We start from the raw sequence: 13,783 nt of genomic DNA, 5'->3' as shown, positions 1-13,783 counted from the left end.
GGAATAGCTCAGTTGGTAGAGCACGACCTTGCCAAGGTCGGGGTCGCGAGTTCGAGTCTCGTTTCCCGCTCCAATTTCACAAAAACGCCGATCAGTGATGATCGGCGTTTTTGTTTGTGCGCGTTTTGTGGCCCAAGCAATGACTGTAGCGCTATTTCATGCTTCCAGATCCCCTAACGGTAGATGTGAAGTTGGACCAAAGGATGTTTTGCTCTTCGGCAATTCTCGAGGGAACCGCCCCGTCGCCCATCTGCTCGCTTGCGCTCAATTCCAGCATTTGCGAGCAGGCGATTGGAACCAGATCGAGCGACGTGGGGGCAAGAGATCGGGCGGGACTTCCAGCCCGATCAGCGTACATCAGAGGGTCAAAGCAAAGAAACGAAGCCGTAAGCATGATCAAACACAATCATACCGCTGCGGGATTCTGCTTCTCGGGGTCGATACCATAAAGAACAATCGCCTCGGCCACTTTTTCCCGTGCTATCGCTCCGTCATCGGCCAGCGCCTTCAAAGCCGCCAAGGCAATGAAGTGGCGGTCCACTTCGAAGAACCGACGCAGCGATTCGCGGGTGTCCGATTGGCCAAAGCCGTCGGTGCCCAGGGCCACGAAGCGTCGATTGGGCACGAACGGGCGGATCTGGTCGGCGAATATTTTCATGTAGTCGGTCGCGACCACCACCGGACCCTGTGCACGCTGCAGGCAGCTTTCTACATGGCTGATGCGAGGCGTCTGTTGTGGGTGGAGCAGGTTCCAGCGTTCGGCATCCTGGCCGTCGCGACGCAGTTCGGTCAGGCTGGTGACGCTCCAGACGTCACTGCTGACGCCAAAGTCGCGCTCCAGCAACTGCGCAGCGGCAACGACTTCCTCCAGAATCGAACCACAACCCATCAGTTGCACGTGCTGGCTTTCGGGCTGCGCAGGGTGGCGAAGCCGGTACATGCCTTTGAGGATGTCCTGCTCGACACCTTCGGGCATCGGCGGATGGGGATAATTTTCGTTGAGCAGCGTGATGTAGTAATAGATATCCTCGTTCTCGACATACATCCGCCGCATCCCATCCTGGATGATCACCGCGAGCTCGTAGGCGTAAGTCGGGTCGTAGGACACGCAGCAAGGGATGGTGGAGGACAGAACATGGCTGTGGCCGTCGTCGTGTTGCAGACCTTCGCCCATCAGGGTGGTCCGGCCGGATGTCGCGCCGAGCAGGAAGCCACGGGCGCGGGCGTCACCTGCCGCCCAGGCAAGGTCGCCGACGCGCTGGAAGCCGAACATCGAGTAGAAAATGTAGAAGGGCACGGTCATCACACCGTGGGTGCTGTAGGAAGTGCTCGCGGCGATCCAGGAGGAAATTCCGCCGGATTCGTTCAGGCCTTCCTGCAGGATCTGACCGTCTCGTGCCTCCTTGTAATAGCTTAGTTGGCCGGCGTCCTGAGGCGTGTACAACTGGCCGACGTGCGAGTGGATACCTATCTGGCGGAACAGGCTCTCCATGCCGAAGGTGCGTGATTCGTCGGGGACAATCGGTACGATCAGCTTGCCGATGTTCGGGTCCTTGAGCAGCGTACCGAGGATGCGCACGAACGCCATGGTCGTCGAGATTGCCCGCTCGCCGGTGCCCTTGAGCTGGCTGTCCAGGGTCGTCAGGGGCGGAATCTGCAAGGGCGCCACCGCACCGAAGCGCGCAGGCACGTAGCCGCCCAGTTGGGTGCGTCGGGCTTGCAGATAGAGGGCCTCGACGCTGTCGGACGCCGGTTTGAGGTAGGGCATGTCGCGCAGTTGATCGTCGCTCAGGTCCAGGCCGAATCGATCACGGAACGCCTTGACCGCATCGTCGCCCATTTTCTTCAACTGATGGTTGATGTTCTGGCCTTCACCGGCTTCACCCATGCCGAAGCCTTTCACGGTTTTCGCCAGAATGACTGTCGGTCCGCCAGTGTGGCGCATGGCGGCGGCGTAGGCGTTGTAGACCTTCGCCGGGTCATGGCCGCCGCGGGACAGTTTCCAGATGTCGTCATCGCTCAGGTCACTGACCAACTCCAGCAGTTCTGGGTATTTGCCGAAGAAATGCTCCCGCACATAGGCGCCGTTCTGCGACTTGTAGTTCTGATAGTCGCCGTCGACGCATTCCATCATCCGTTGGCGCAGCAGGCCGGTCCTGTCCTTCTCCAGCAGCGCATCCCAGCCGCTGCCCCAGATCACCTTGAGCACATTCCAGCCAGCCGCCCGGTACAGGCTTTCAAACTCCTGAATCACCTTGCTGTTGCCGCGAACCGGTCCGTCCAGGCGCTGCAGATTGCAGTTGACGACAAAGATGAGGTTGTCGAGCTTCTCCCGGCCCGCGAGCGAAATCGCCGCCAGCGATTCGGGCTGGTCCATTTCACCGTCACCGAGAAACGCCCAGACTCTACGCCCTTGATGTTCCTTCAGCCCGCGGTTTTCCAGGTAGCGCATGAACCGCGCCTGGTACGCGGCGGTAATTGGCCCGAGCCCCATGGACACCGTCGGGAATTGCCAGAACTCGGGCATCAGCCGTGGATGCGGATAGGAGGAAATACCGTCACGATCGGTTTCGCGGCGAAAGTTGTCCAGTTGCTCTTCACTCAGGCGTCCTTCCAGATACGCCCGTGCATAGATGCCAGGAGAGGAGTGGCCCTGGATATACACCATGTCGCCGGCGAACTGCTCGGTGCGGCCACGGAAAAAATGCTCGAAGCCGACGTCGTACAAAACCGCCGCCGATGCGTAGGACGCAATGTGTCCGCCCACGTTCGAATGTTTGCCGGCGCGCAGCACCATGGCCAGCGCGTTCCAGCGGATATAGGCATTGATCCGGCGCTCCACGGCCACGTCGCCGGGGTAGGGCTGCTGGCGGTCGACCGGGATCGTATTGACGTAGGGCGTCGTCACGCGTCCGTAGAAATCACCGTGACGGTTGGCGTCGAAATCAAGCATCTGATCGATCAGATAGTGGGCGCGAGGGCGTCCTTCGACATTCGCCACCGACTCAATCGATTCGAGCCATTCGCGAGTCTCTTGTGGATCCTCGTCAAGAAAAGCGGGTTGTTGTGCCATCGTTGTCGTCTCCTGGACATTGCAGCAGCACCGAGTCGTTTGGTGCCTGACGAAGGGGCGTGGGTCATCGCCAGCCTTTGAGTTTGTAGTTGCAATTGCAACTACGTGGAAGAACTTAGCCTGCCGTGCGTTACAATTGCAACTAAATCGATTTCATGAAAAAGGTGATGCATGTCTTCCAACGAGCCGGATACCTGGTTCAGATTCGTCAGGGCACACCGCTGCCTGATCCGCGAGATCGAACGCCGGCTGGCGGCCGCCGGGCTTCCGGCCTACGCCTGGTACGACGCGTTATGGGGGTTGGAAAGCGGCCCCGAAGGCACCCGGCGAATGAATGAACTGGCGGATGTGATGGCTATCGAGCGCTATAACCTCACGCGCCTGGTTGACCGCCTGGAGGCCGAAGGCCTGGTCACCCGCAGCCGCGCCAGCGATGACGGTCGCGGCGCGTATGCCAGTATCACCGAGCAGGGCAAGGCGCTACGCAAGAAAATGTGGGCGATCTACGAAGGCGCGGTGGACGAACTGTTCCTGTCGCAATTCGACGACACCCAGCAGCGGCTTTTCAGCGATGCCCTTGAGCGCGCGGCCAGCGCGGCGCGCAGCAGTGGGCGGGCGAAGTGAGGGAGCGTCTCATTGCAGCAGGTACCGATCCATGGCCTGCTTGATGAGCTCCTCGCTGATGACGCCTTCCTGAGCCAGAACCTGCAGGGCCAGCACCGCAATCCAGCGCTCATCCACCCGGCCCATAACGGACCCGATCGAGTCGGCACCGAGGGCCGCGAACCGTGACTTCACATGTGCACCGATCTGCTCGGCGACATGCCGGGCATATCCGGTCACGGCCACCACCGGCCAATCTTCGGTATCCATACAATCGAACAAATGCGCTGACCTGCGCGGCATCTGCGGATGCAGGCGATTCCAGCGGTGCGCATTGTCCGCATCGCGGGCCAGGCGGGTATAGCTGGGGCAGCTCCACAGTTCGCTGGCCACGCCCCAGTCTTCGCGTAGCAGTTGCGCCGCCGCCGCCACTGATTGCAGCGCTAGCCCCGCGCCGAGCAAGCGCACTTTTGGGTGCGCTGAATCGGTATCGATGCTGCTGAGCCGGTACATGCCCTTGAAGGCCTCGCTGGCGCTGAGCCGGTTGGTTGGAGCGATGAAGTCACTGGGCTCATCGTGAAGCGCCATGTAATAAAAACCGTCATTGCCTTCCACATACAAACTTTGCAAAGCCGCCAGGGTAATGGCCTGCGCTTCGGCGCCGCTGGCGGGGTCAAAGGGCAAGCAGTGCGCGTTAGCGACCAGCCAGAGTGGCACCCAGGGATGAGCCCCCTTGGGCCAGCGTGAAGGCAAGGTTTCGATGTCATTGCACAGAATGCCCCGATGGGCCGATTCATTGGAAAGCGCACACAACTCGGCCGATGTCGCCGAAGTGGTCAGGTACAGCAGCGGTTTTTCACTGGCGCGAGCTGTGGCGCTCAAACGCAGGGGCCAGGCGCTGACGCGGGTGTGGGCATTTGCCGTCTGGCTCTGCTTGTTGGAGCGGATGACCCAGATATGCCTGGCCGTTCCTGGATCCCTTTCGAGGCGATTGGCGATATCGATCATGGTGAGCAGCGGCGAGGAAGAACCCGCAGTCTGCTGCGTTGAAACTGTGCGGATCTTATCGATGCAGGCCTGAGCGGCCAGGCTGGTTTCTGGCGTTTTAGTGAAACTGGAAAAGCCGATCATTCCACAATCTCCGTACGTTCCGTCGTGCCTGCACCTTACTCAAGGCTTCAATATGATTGCAAGTGCAACGAAGTTAAATGTCGGCTGCAGGTGATCGACGCCCGACCTGCTCATGGGGGCTGACAGCCTCGACGCGCGCGTTTTGTGGAAGCAAAAAAAGGACCCGATGCCGGGTCCTTTCGTATGTTTAACCCGGTCACAAGCGACCGGGTTAAAACAGCGCATCAGAGCTTTGGCAACTGCCCGACACGTCCCATCATCTCCGTGACGATCTGCAGATCGAGCAGAAATTGCTCGACGGTTTTGAATTCGCCATCGGTGTGGCCGGTGTATTTGGCTTCAGGTCGCGCCAGGCCGAATTGCACGCCGTTCGGCAATTCGTGAACCGAAGTCGCGCCTGCGGAAGTACCGAATTCCGACTTCATGCCGAGGTTTTCGCTGGCCACGGCGAGCAGCGCCTTGACCCATTCACCTTCGGGGTTGCGATACATCGGTTCGGCCACCGAATAATCGAATGCCACCGCGACATTGGTCTTCTTGCTCCAGGCGTCCAGTTTCTCCGCGATCTCGGCCTTGAGCTTTTCCGGGGATTTGCCCTTCGGTACGCGCAGGTTCACCGCCAGTTTGAAAGCTTTGTCGTCCTCGCCGACATAGGTCAGCGAGGTGGTCAGTGGTCCCATGAACGAGTCGGAGAAGCCGACGCCGAGTTTTTTGCCCAGGTAATCCAGGCCCCAGTTGTCATCGGCATAACGCGCGGCATCGGTGAACTGGTTGTGCTTGAGCGCGACTTTGCCGTCCAGGCTGTTGATGAAACTCAGCATCCGTGCGACCGGGTTGACGCCGGACTCAGGTTCGGAGGAGTGCGCAGAAACCCCGGTGACGGTCAGTTTGACGTCTTTGCCGTCAACCTTTGCAGCGACTTCGAAGTCGCCGCCGTTGGCTTTGGCGTAGGCGTCGCCGGCTTGTTGCAGGCTGGCGGCCAGCTCGGCAGGCTTGTCGGTCACCAGCGTGACCACCGAAGCGGACGGAATCTGGTTGGTTGCCTTGCCGCCGGTCATCGAAACGATTTCCGCGCCGTTGCCTTCGCCTTTGCGTTTGGCAAAGTTGGCCATGACAGTGCCGTAACCTTTTTCAGCGATCACTACCGGATAGCCGCCGTCCAGCGCCATGTTGTACTTCGGCGTCGGGTTGCGCTCGAAGTAGTAGGGAATGGCGTCGCCGCTGGTTTCTTCGGTGGTGTCGACCAGCAGTTTGAAGTTGCGCGCCAATGGCAGCTCCTCGTCCTTGATCACCTTCATGGCGTACAGCGCGACGACAATGGCGTTCTTGTCGTCTTCGGTGCCGCGACCGTACATGCGATCGCCAATCAGCGTGACCTTGAACGGGTCGAGCCTGGTGCCGTCCTTGAGCACCCAGTTTTCCGGTGTTACTGGCACCACATCGGCGTGCGCGTGAATACCGACGACTTCGTTGCCTTTGCCGTCCAGAGAGATTTCGTAGACACGGTTATCGACGTTGCGGAATTTCAGATTGAAGGATTCGGCGAGTTTCTGAATCTCGCCAGCAATCTTGATGAATTCAGGGTTGTCGTGTTGCGCCACGCCGTCCTTGCGGAAGGTCGGAATCTCGACAAGTTGGCGCAGTGTTTCCAGCGCGGCCTTGCCGTATTTCACACGGGTGTAGATACCCAGCAGGCGATGGATTTCATTCTGCTGTTCGGCATTCAAGGTCTTGTTGTCGAGGAAGGCGCTGACGGACTGGTTGAGGTTGTCCGTTTTGGCCAGGTCGCTTTTCGCCAGGCTGCCGAGGAAGCTGCGGAAGTCCGCTACGGTCTTGCCGTCGAAGGATTTCAGGATCGCTGCGCTCTGCTCGGCAGTGATGTTGGCTTGGGCGGCGCTGGTAAACGCGGTGAGGCTGGCTAGGACCAGAGTGGCGGCGGCCAGTTTTTTCAGGGAAAAGACCATGTAACAGGCATTCCTTTGCTAGAGATTGGGAAAGTATGTCTGACGCTTGCGACAGAAACATTTTGCAACCTAACACCGTGAGCGGGTGAAGAGGGAGTCACAAACTTGATCTGTCGCACAGAAATGCAAAAGAGGCGCACAAATGAAAAAGTCCCGGCGGGGTGATGGCCGGGACTTTTTTGTGTGAGTTACATCGATAGCATCAGGCGTCCGGCAAACAGGATCAGAATGACGCCCATGCTGCGCTCGAACCAATGTCCGAGGCGCATAAACAGCAAACGCACTTGATTGCTGGAAAAAAACAGCGCGACGATCACGAACCACAGCGCGTTGACGAAACACATCCACAAACCATAGAACGCCTGGATCTGCAGCGGTGTGCTGGCGCTGATGATCGTGGTGAAGATTGCGAGGAAAAACAGCGTGGCCTTGGGGTTGGTCGCGTTGGTCAGAAAACCGGTGCTGAATGCTTTGAACAACGACTGTTCGACCAGCGGCTCGTCAGTGTTTTTTTCGCCTTCGATGCTGCTCTTCGGTTTGCTGCGGATCAGGCTGATGCCCAGATAAAGGATGTATGCGCCGCCGACCACTTTGGCCACCGTCAGCAGCCAAGGCGTGGTGTGCATCAGGGCACCGACACCGAGCAAGGTATACAACACGTGCACGGAAATCCCCGCGCCGATACCCAACGCGGTGCAAATTCCCACCAGTCGGCCGAAGCGAACGCTCTGGCGAATGGTCACGGCGAAGTCCGGGCCGGGTGCGACCACAGCAAGAAAGTGAATAGTTGCCAGCGCCAGAAACTCGCCCAGGTAGTTGGAAAACATGTCAGCTCCAGAAAGTCAGAGGGGAAGCATTGCCGCGATAGCCGACAAAGAAGGACAGGCTCAAGCGCGGGTCCGCCACGCCTGGGGTGACCGAGTGCATACGGCGCGAATTGAACATGATGAAATCGCCGGGCTGCGGTCGCACTTCGAGGGCGGGCGGCCCCAGCAGCGACGGCTCGATGCCGTAGCTGTCGCCACGCATTTCATCGAACTGGTCCGGGGTGATGTCGTCTTCCCACATCTGCAAGGCGCCGCCCTCGGTGGGCATGTTCAGGTAAACGTTGCAGGCGAACTGCGCTTCGAGGCTGCGCGCCTGGAAGCTGTCCGGTGCGTCTTTGGCGAAGATGTCGTGGTGGGCCAGAAAGCACACGCCGGGTTTGACTACGCGGGACAGGCCGACATACATCTTGCGGCCGTAGAGGTTTTCCAGGTGGGCACCGGCCGGCCATGATTCATCGAGCATGCAGCGCAGGGTGTCGACCGGGGAAGAGTAGGGCGCGCAGCGATTGCGCAATTCGGCGATATTGCGGGTGGCGCGTTCGAAGTAATCCTCGATCAGTAACGGTTGGTTTTCCGCCTCATAAAATGCCATGCCGATACGGCCGATACTCGGCGCGTTGATGTAGCCTTCAAAACCCGGCGCGAGAATCTTGTCGCCGAGCTCGATCGCCAGCGGCTCGGGTAAAAAGCTTTTGAGGCGGATGGCGAGGACTTCTTCGTTGGCCAGTTTTTTTATGCACGTCTCATCGAGACGCTCGACGTCTAGCATCATGGTTTAGGTCCATCTATCGATAGTCAACGGAACCTTCGAATGCGGCTCCCCCGGCGTCGGACGCTGCGCGGCGGCAGCGCCCGAAAAGCTCAATCCACGCTGTAGTGGACGGACAACGTGCCCTTCTTCTGCGAAAGGGACGCGATCGTGACTGTGCCCAATTCCTTCAGGCTGCGTACATGAGTGCCGCCACAGCCGTAGGCCGGCAGTTCTCCAAAACCGATTTCCCGCGCGCCTTCGCGCAGCGAGGTCAGGCGCGGCAGATCGTGTTCGATCCACTGCTCGATGCCGTGCTGGACGGCTTGCGCCTGTACTTCTTGCGCGGCATCGCCCGGTTTGAACTGGACGCGGCCTTCGTCTGGCCAGTGGTGCGCCTTGACCGGCGTCCAGCCCATGGCCTGAATGAAGTGACCGATCAAATGCCCCGCTGAATGCATGCGGGCGTTATAACGACGGCGCTCCTGGTCGACGCGGATCTGCGTCATGCCAAGGCTTACCGACCGATCGACGTAATGAATGATTCGCTCGGGATCCTGAACCACCCGCAGCACTTCGGCATCACCGATCCAGCCCGTATCGTAAGGCTGGCCGCCACCCTGGGGATGAAACAAGGTGGCGCGCAGCACCACGGCGAATTCGTTCTCGTAGGGTGTGCAGTCGAGGACTTCGACATTCGCCTTGAGGTCATCGCTATGGAAAAAAAGGCGAAGCGTCATATTCCATGCCCTGATTGAAGTTTCTATTTTTATTATATGAATCGTGCAATAACGTGATAATCCGTTCAAACATCAAAGGACTTGTGCGTTGTGAGCATCAATCTACCGCTGCCACTGCTGGGTGAAATGGCGATTTTCGTCAAGGTGGTCGAGACCGGCAGCTTTTCGGAAGCGGCTCGGCAGATGGGCTCGTCGCCCTCGGCGGTGAGCCGCAGTATTTCGCGTCTGGAAAAAGCGCTGGCCACCCGCTTGCTGCAGCGCACCACGCGCAAACTGCGCTTGAGTGACGGCGGGGAAGAGGTGTTCAAGCGCTGCCGGGAGATGGTCAGCGCGGCCCGTTCGGTGATGGAAATCAGTGGCCAGTTCACCCACGAAGCGGAGGGCCTGGTGCGCGTCAGTGTGCCGAAAGCGGTGGGGCGGTTTGTGGTGCATCCGCACATGCCGGAGTTTCTGCGGCGTTACCCCAAAGTGGATGTGGAATTATTGCTGGAAGATCGCGAGGTCGATTTGATTGACGATCATGTCGACCTGGCGATTCGCATAACCGATCGCCCCCCAGCCGGTCTGGTGGGGCGGCAGTTGCTGACCATCGACCATTTGCTTTGCGCTACGCCGCAATATCTGGCCGAACACGGTACGCCGACGCATCCTCACGATTTGCTCAACCACAGTTGCATTTATCTGGGCGAAACGCCGAGCGATGCGCGCTGGAAATTCAAGAAGGGCAGCAAAGCGGTGACGGTAGGTGTGCGTGGGCGATATGCCGCCAATCATACGGGCGTGCGGTTGGGGGCGGTGTTGCAGCATATCGGGATTGGCAGTTTGCCGTATTTCACGGCGCGTTATGCGTTGGAGCAGAAGCTGATTGTGCAGGTGTTGCCGGACTGGACGTTCCTTGCCTCTTACCACGGCGGGTTGTGGTTGCTGCATTCGCCGACGCGTTATTTGCCACCGAAGTTGCGGGTGTTTATTGATTATCTGGTGGAGTGTCTGGAGAAGGAGCCGACGTTGGGCAAGCCTGGGAAATCGGTTAGCGGGAGCAACGCGGCTGTGGCGTATGAGTTGCCTGAGAGTGAGGGATTGCTTTGAGTGTTTTTCTTGGTTTTGGGTGAATATCCGTTTCTGCGGTGACGGCTTCTTATGGTTCCGCTCTTACAGCGGGTCACTTTTGCAGACGCCCAAAAGTAACCAAAACGCTGGGCCCCGGCGTTCGGCCCGCTCGCTGGGGCTCGGGGTTCCTTCGTTTCGGGATCGATCCGGGCGCAGCGTTTCCGGTTTGCTTCGCTGCACCTCCTTCCGCTGTGTTCGACTGCGTCGAACGGTCGCTGCGCTCCCACGCCCGGATCAATCCCTACACTCAGCCTGCCGATGGGGCCGGCACGGCAAGATCAAAAGCTACTCGAGCTTGCGCTCATTGTGTTGAGTGGTTAAGAGCGGGCGGAGGGGCTTTTGATCTTGAAAAAAAAGCCCGCATGGGATCTCCATGCGGGCCTTTGATTGTGTGTTGAAAATCAGTGTTTGCTGTCCTGTGCGGACATGGCCATCAGTTGTTTTTCCTGGTTCCAGTCGAAGGGTTCGTCGTTCTGTTCGGCTTCGTAGCGGCGTTCTTCGAGGGCCTGGTACAGATCGATTTCTTCGTCGGACAGGTAATGCAGGCAGTCGCCTGCGAAGTACCACAGCAGATCGCGCGGGATCAGGTGGGCGATTTGTGGGTAGCGGCTGATGACTTGGGTGAGGATGTCCTGGCCCAGGTATTGGCTTTCGATAGGGTCGATCGGCAGGGAGGCCAGCAGTTCGTCGAAGCGCTCGAGGAACAGGGCATGGCTTTCTTCGGGTACCTGTTCGGCCTCACCTACGGCGACCAGGATACTGCGCAGGTGGTCGAGCAAAACAAGATGATCGGCAACGACGTTGGACACGAGATAAGTCCTCAAGAGCAAAACGGGCGCGGGAGTATAAAGCCCCCGCGCCCGTTTTTCATAAATAACCGCTAAACGTCAGCACGTCTCAGCGGATTTTTCCTTCGGCCAGCGCCAGCTCCTCTTTGTCGAAATCATCGACGTCGATCACTTTGCGGCGTGCCGCTTCGGCATCACGCAGGCTCTGCGCTTCCAGCGGTTGCAGCACGCCGGCTTCCAGTGCCGCGTCGATGGCGTGTTCGCCCGCAGTCGGTTTGACCTGACCGTTTTTCAGGGCGATGTGGAGTTTTTTGTGCAGCGGTTGTGCAGCATTCAGCAGATCGCTGGCGTGTTGCAAGGCACCCACCGCATCGTCCGGTGCTTGCGGGCGATAGCAGCCGGCAAGCAGTTCTTCCAGCGCCGGATCGCCCTTGGCGCGACCGATGACTGCCGCGACTTCGGCGCCAAGTTTGTCGGACGGGCCTTTGTGGCGACGGCCGAACGGGAACACGATGACGCGCAACAGGCAGCCGAACACTTTGTTGGGGAAATTGCCCAGCAGTTCGTCCAGTGCCCGTTCCGACTGGCCGAGGCTTTCTTCCATGGCCCAGCGGAACAGCGGCTCCATGTACGCCGGCGAATCCAGGTCGTGATAGCGCTTGAGTGCGGCGGAGGCGAGGTACAGGTTGCTCAACACATCACCCAGGCGTGCCGACAGACGTTCGCGGCGTTTCAGTTCGCCGCCCAGCAGCATCATGCTGAAATCGGCGAGCATGGCGAATGCGGCGGCCTGACGGTTGAGCGCACGGAAGTAGCCCTGGCTGATTTTGTCGCCCGGCGCATGTTCGAAGTGGCCAAGGCCGAGGTTCAGCACCAGCGTGCTGGCGGCATTGCTGACGGCGAAACCGATGTGCTTGAGCAGCAGGCCATCGAATTCCTTGAGCGCCTGATCCTTGTCTTCGCGCCCGGCGAGAGCCATTTCCTTGAGCACGAAAGGATGGCAGCGGATCGCGCCCTGACCGAAGATCATCAGGTTGCGCGAGAGGATGTTGGCCCCTTCCACGGTGATGAAGATCGGCGCGCCGTTCCAGCTGCGACCAAGGTAGTTGTTCGGCCCCATGATGATCGCCTTGCCGCCGTGCACGTCCATGGCGTGACTGATGCACTCGCGGCCGCGCTCGGTGAGGTGATACTTGAGGATCGCCGACAGCACCGAGGGTTTTTCGCCCAGATCCACGGCGTTGGCGGTGAGCATCCGCGCGGCATCCATCATCCACGCGTTGCCACCGATGCGCGCCATGGCTTCCTGAATGCCTTCGAAAGCGGACAGCGGCACATTGAACTGCTCACGAATCTGCGCGTACTGGCCGGTGACCAGACTGGTGAACTTGGCCGCGCCGGTGCCCACCGCTGGCAGCGAGATCGAACGCCCGACCGACAGGCAGTTCATCAGCATCATCCAGCCCTTGCCGAGCATTTCCTGGCCACCGATGAGGTAGTCCAGCGGAATGAACACGTCCTTGCCGGCGTTGGGGCCGTTCATGAACGCGGCGCCCAGCGGCAGATGGCGACGGCCGATTTCCACGCCGGCGGTGTCGGTCGGAATCAGCGCGAGGCTGATGCCCAGGTCTTCCTTATCGCCCAGCAGGTGGTCCGGGTCGTAAGCTTTGAACGCGAGGCCGAGCAGGGTCGCCACCGGGCCAAGGGTGATGTAGCGTTTTTCCCAGTTCAGGCGCAGACCAATAACTTGCTCACCCTCCCATTCGCCTTTGCAAATGATCCCGGTGTCGGGCATCGCGCCGGCATCGGAGCCGGCAAGCGGGCCGGTGAGGGCGAAGCAGGGGATGTCGTCGCCACGGGCCAGACGCGGCAGATAGTGATGGCGTTGTTCGTCGGTGCCGTAATGCAACAGCAGTTCGGCCGGGCCAAGGGAGTTGGGCACCATCACGGTGGAGGCAAGGTCACCGCTGCGAGTCGCCAGTTTCATCGCCACTTGTGAGTGGGCGTAGGCGGAGAAACCCTTGCCGCCGTATTCCTTGGGAATGATCAGGGCGAAAAAGCCATGTTCCTTGATGTGTGTCCACGCTTCGGGCGGCAGGTCCATCGACTGGCCGATCTGCCAGTCTGTGACCATCGCGCAGAGTTCTTCGGTCGGCCCGTCGATGAAAGCCTGTTCTTCTTCGCTCAACTGAACCTTGGGGTAGGACAGCAGTTTGTCCCAGTCCGGACGGCCGCTGAACAACTCGCCATCCCACCACACCGTGCCGGCATCGATCGCGTCGCGTTCGGTCTGCGACATCGGCGGCAGGGTTTTCTGAAACCAGTTGAACAGCGGCGCAGTGAAGTGTTTGCGGCGCAGGTCAGGCAGCAACAGCGGCGCGGCAACCACCGCCAGCAGGACCCAGAAGATGAACAGCAGCCAGCCCGGCGCGTGACTGAAAATCCCCATTGCCAGTAAATAGACGGCAACGATGCCCAACGCGGGCAGCGGGGCGATGCGTCGATGGGCGAGATACGCCACGCCGACGATCAAAACCAGTATCCACAACAACAGCATATTCAGTCCTCCGTGAACCAAGGCAAATCGACCCTCCAGAGCTTAGACGGCATCTGTAAAAGCGGGTGGTCAGAGCATGGTGATTGAAATCGTGGGAAACCCCGGATGGTTTTCGTAGGTTCGGTGGGCAACACGTGTGGGAAATCGTTCGTAGCTGCGCAGCTTTGCTTTCAGGTTTGGCCGAAACGTCGTTATCTCTGTGCTCAGGCTGTCGCTAGACTCGTGACTCATCCAGGAGATTG

General features: G+C 59.4%; 10 protein-coding genes. 2 read left to right on the top strand and 8 right to left on the bottom strand.

Annotation, left to right across the window (positions count from 1 at the left end; all coding sequences use genetic code 11):
- Positions 1-406 precede the first annotated feature (406 nt).
- Positions 407-3,073 carry a pyruvate dehydrogenase (acetyl-transferring), homodimeric type gene (aceE, locus tag HU765_RS12425; RefSeq protein WP_186620828.1) on the bottom strand — a complete coding sequence of 889 codons (2,667 nt, stop codon included), beginning with the start codon at positions 3,071-3,073 and terminating at the stop codon, positions 407-409.
- Between the two features lie 171 nt (positions 3,074-3,244).
- Between aceE and HU765_RS12420 the strand changes: the two genes are divergently transcribed.
- On the top strand, positions 3,245-3,697 hold the full coding sequence (locus HU765_RS12420; RefSeq protein ID WP_186546939.1) for a MarR family winged helix-turn-helix transcriptional regulator: 453 nt from the start codon (positions 3,245-3,247) through the stop codon (positions 3,695-3,697).
- Between the two features lie 9 nt (positions 3,698-3,706).
- Here HU765_RS12420 and HU765_RS12415 read toward each other — a convergent pair whose 3' ends face one another.
- From HU765_RS12415 to HU765_RS12395, 5 genes are all read right to left on the bottom strand, one after another.
- Entirely contained in the window at positions 3,707-4,807 is a 1,101-nt protein-coding gene (locus HU765_RS12415; protein WP_186620815.1) for a pyruvate dehydrogenase, read from the bottom strand.
- Positions 4,808-5,031: 224 nt separating this feature from the next.
- Entirely contained in the window at positions 5,032-6,771 is a 1,740-nt protein-coding gene (locus tag HU765_RS12410; protein WP_186620813.1) for a dipeptidase, read from the bottom strand.
- A 188-nt stretch (positions 6,772-6,959) separates the two neighbouring features.
- Positions 6,960-7,598: a LysE family translocator gene (locus tag HU765_RS12405; protein WP_186546941.1), complete on the bottom strand. Its 639-nt coding sequence runs from the start codon at positions 7,596-7,598 to the stop codon at positions 6,960-6,962.
- A gap of 1 nt (position 7,599) precedes the next feature.
- Entirely contained in the window at positions 7,600-8,370 is a 771-nt protein-coding gene (locus tag HU765_RS12400; RefSeq protein WP_186546942.1) for a 2OG-Fe(II) oxygenase, read from the bottom strand.
- Positions 8,371-8,459: 89 nt separating this feature from the next.
- The gene (locus HU765_RS12395; RefSeq protein WP_186620811.1) at positions 8,460-9,086 is read right to left on the bottom strand and encodes an alanyl-tRNA editing protein; all 627 of its coding nucleotides are present in this window, start codon (positions 9,084-9,086) and stop codon (positions 8,460-8,462) included.
- 90 nt (positions 9,087-9,176) lie between these two features.
- Here HU765_RS12395 and HU765_RS12390 point away from each other — a divergent pair, with 90 nt between their 5' ends.
- Positions 9,177-10,175 (top strand): LysR family transcriptional regulator, encoded by a 999-nt coding sequence (locus HU765_RS12390; protein ID WP_186546944.1) that lies wholly within the window; start codon positions 9,177-9,179, stop codon positions 10,173-10,175.
- 422 nt (positions 10,176-10,597) lie between these two features.
- On the opposite strand, the gene HU765_RS12385 is transcribed toward HU765_RS12390, so the two are convergent.
- Together HU765_RS12385 and HU765_RS12380 are read right to left on the bottom strand one after the other, a co-directional pair.
- Positions 10,598-11,005 carry a PA2817 family protein gene (locus HU765_RS12385; RefSeq protein ID WP_186620809.1) on the bottom strand — a complete coding sequence of 136 codons (408 nt, stop codon included), beginning with the start codon at positions 11,003-11,005 and terminating at the stop codon, positions 10,598-10,600.
- Positions 11,006-11,093: 88 nt separating this feature from the next.
- Positions 11,094-13,541, bottom strand: coding sequence for an acyl-CoA dehydrogenase (locus HU765_RS12380; RefSeq protein WP_186620807.1), 2,448 nt, complete (start codon positions 13,539-13,541; stop codon positions 11,094-11,096).
- Positions 13,542-13,783 lie beyond the last annotated feature (242 nt).

Source organism: Pseudomonas sp. SWRI81 (assembly GCF_014268545.1).
GTDB lineage: Bacteria > Pseudomonadota > Gammaproteobacteria > Pseudomonadales > Pseudomonadaceae > Aquipseudomonas > Aquipseudomonas hamedanensis.
The sequence above is the reverse complement of the archived record's forward strand: the minus strand, read 5'-3'. Positions and strand labels throughout refer to the sequence as shown.